This window comes from Bacillus sp. SRB_8 (assembly GCF_003264205.1).
GTDB classification, from domain to species: domain Bacteria; phylum Bacillota; class Bacilli; order Bacillales; family Bacillaceae_G; genus Bacillus_A; species Bacillus_A mycoides.
Window position 1 is genome coordinate 22,108 of the sequence record NZ_NADT01000057.1, and the last position, 2,643, is coordinate 24,750.

General features: G+C 36.2%; 3 protein-coding genes and 1 pseudogene. All 4 read right to left on the bottom strand.

What is annotated here, in order from left to right; genetic code table 11:
• Positions 1 to 835: hypothetical protein (locus tag B5P40_RS29330; RefSeq protein WP_113710366.1), on the bottom strand; the 835-nt coding region annotated here is incomplete at its 3' end.
• Between the two features lie 15 nt (positions 836 to 850).
• Positions 851 to 1,936 (bottom strand): annotated as a pseudogene (locus B5P40_RS29335) (hypothetical protein).
• A 103-nt stretch (positions 1,937 to 2,039) separates the two neighbouring features.
• A complete protein-coding gene (locus B5P40_RS29340; RefSeq protein WP_002187864.1) occupies positions 2,040 to 2,348 on the bottom strand; it encodes a hypothetical protein in 309 nt (102 codons plus the stop codon).
• Between the two features lie 31 nt (positions 2,349 to 2,379).
• Complete coding sequence (locus tag B5P40_RS29345) at positions 2,380 to 2,604, bottom strand: hypothetical protein (protein ID WP_002166630.1); 225 nt, start codon at positions 2,602 to 2,604, stop codon at positions 2,380 to 2,382.
• Between the last annotated feature and the right edge of the window lie 39 nt (positions 2,605 to 2,643).

The window sequence follows — 2,643 nt, forward strand, 5'->3', positions numbered from 1 at the left end:
CTGGCGGATCTACCGGCGGTTTCGGCTTTTCTGGATCTGTTGGTGGATCTACTGGTGGATCTACTGGCGGATCTACCGGCGGTTTTGGTTTCTCTGGATCCGTTGGTGGATCTACTGGCGGATCTACCGGCGGTTTCGGTTTTTCTGGATCCGTTGGTGGATCTACTGGCGGATCTACCGGCGGTTTTGGTTTCTCTGGTTCTGTTGGTGGATCTACTGGCGGTTTTGGTTTCTCTAGATCTGTTGGTTCCTCTTGTTCTGTTGGTTTCGTTTTTTCTGTCCCTGTATTTTCCGTATTACCATTCTCACCTTCCGGTGTAACTGGTGGAAGAATATCTCCTATACTCGCTACTGAAGAATCAATATTTTGATCGCCAAACGCAAAATGATCTCCGTTCAGGGTTACTTGTGGTTTATTATCTGTAATAGCTGCAATCACATTATCTTTTGTCGTATCTTGAAGTGATTTATCTGTTGTTTCTTTATCAAAGAGTGCTAGAACACGAGAAGTGGTTTCATCTCCATTTTGAAGATTACTTACAATAGATTTTTCTTTAAAATTAATTTTTGATTTATCAAGCTCATCGAGTAAATAAGCAACTTCATTGTCTTTACTTTGAATTGCGTTTTCTGTAATTGCTTCGAAATCTTGTTTGTTCAGATTTTCTTTCTTTTCCTCCGGCTTATTCTTATCTACCTTTTTTGTAATAGCTGATTTACTTTTTGATGATTCCTTGCTTCCAAACCAACTGCACCCTGTAGTACTCAATATCAATGAACCACCAAGAAAAACAATTCCCATTTTTTTGTACAGATTCTCATAATTTAATGGCATGTTATTTTTTCCCCCTTAGATGTCCTTTAGATCTTTATCAATTTTTTCAATCTTAGTTTTCTTTTCCTCTTCACTTATCGTAGATTGTTGAACATCTCGTTTTTCTAATTCTTTGACCTCTTTCATCAAGTTTTTATTTCCTTGTGTTTTGGCAAAAGAATAACACTCTTCATATTTTTTTAGATTTACAAAAGCTTCAACGATGAGCTTTTCACGTCTACCATCCATATTGACTTTCCCTTTAAGCTTGATTACCTCTTCATATTTTTTATTCAGTGCTGCCTTTTCAAAGTCGATTACATCATTTTTGACATCAATTTCATTGATTTTATTCATGTTGTCTATCCCGATAAAATAAGCAACCACACTTTCTGCAAATTTCGGCTCATATTGTAATGCCTTATTTGCCCTTCCATTTAATAAATAAGTAAATAAAACTGCCTTCTGACTATCTTTATCTAATTCTGTGTAATTGACCTTATCAAAGTATTTAACGGCTTCTCCATACTGTTGAATGGCTGCCTGTTGTAATCCTTTTACTACATATTGTTCCGAGCCAGCATTTGCACTCGAAACTGGCTCGGAAGAGAATAATTTAAAGGCAAATATGGCACCAGCTCCAATTAACACCACACTTCCTATAACACTCGCTATCATCTTGAATCCTTTTCTATTTTCCTTTCCAGGCTTTACTTATGTTTTCACTTCATCCGATGGACTATAGGAGGGCTCCTCCTTTCTTTCTGGTAATTCTTCTTGATATTCATATTCTTCATGAAAAGGAGAATCATTGATTTCCCTTTCTAACGTTTCTAACAGCTCGTTCTTTTGTTCCTCTTGTTCTGGATCTAATTGCATCACATTCATTTTTTTAGAAATGTGATCAAAAATATGATTTGCATATCTCGAACCCAGTGATAAAGTACCGTTATAGATTTCATTAGAATGACCCTCTATCAAGTCAAAATCAATATGTTCTTGCCGCCCTTCTTCTCTATAAACACGTTCTAATCGTTTGGTTAAGGTATAAGCTTCATGAAACGAATATTGCTTACCAGACTCAATTTCTGTTCCATTACTACTTTTAAAAATGACAAACATGGCTTCTCCTTTCTCACATTTACTTTAAATCCCATGAAAAAAGGCAACAAAAAAAGCCATACCCTTTGCATAGCTTCCTCATTGCCCTATTCATATTTATTCACTATTTCATCCAAAGAAATGGAAATAAGATTTGACCAAATTTAACATTACTATTTACGCTCTCTGCTAAGTATTGGCATCCCATTACGATAACAAGTCCGGCTGCCCCACCAATAAACCACCAAATACATTTATGTCTTCCACGCTCACCGCCCCAAATTAAAAGATAAGCGCCCCAGCAAAATACAATCGCTGTACTCACCATTGCTCCTCTTTGCATCCAAGTAATAAATGAATTACCCGTATTAATTAGACCATCCATCGCATCACCTAACACTAACATTTGAGCTACTGTTTCCATCATAGACATATACATTCACTCCCTTTTCATTTTTAGATGCTTACACGTTACTAAGCTGACTTGACTCATTGGGCTTGCTGTCTTCTTTTACTTCTGTTGGTGTTGCCTTATAAGCTTGTAAAGCTTTCATTACTAAATCTTGATTTTCTTCAATACATTTCTGATGATGTAAATGAAGCCAATGGTTATAATCCTGACCATTGGCTTTTAATAGGTTTGCTACCATTTCTTTTTCTTTTTTTAATTCCTTTTGTGTAATCGCCACTGTTAATCACCACCTCTTATGATTAAGTTAGGTTTTTTA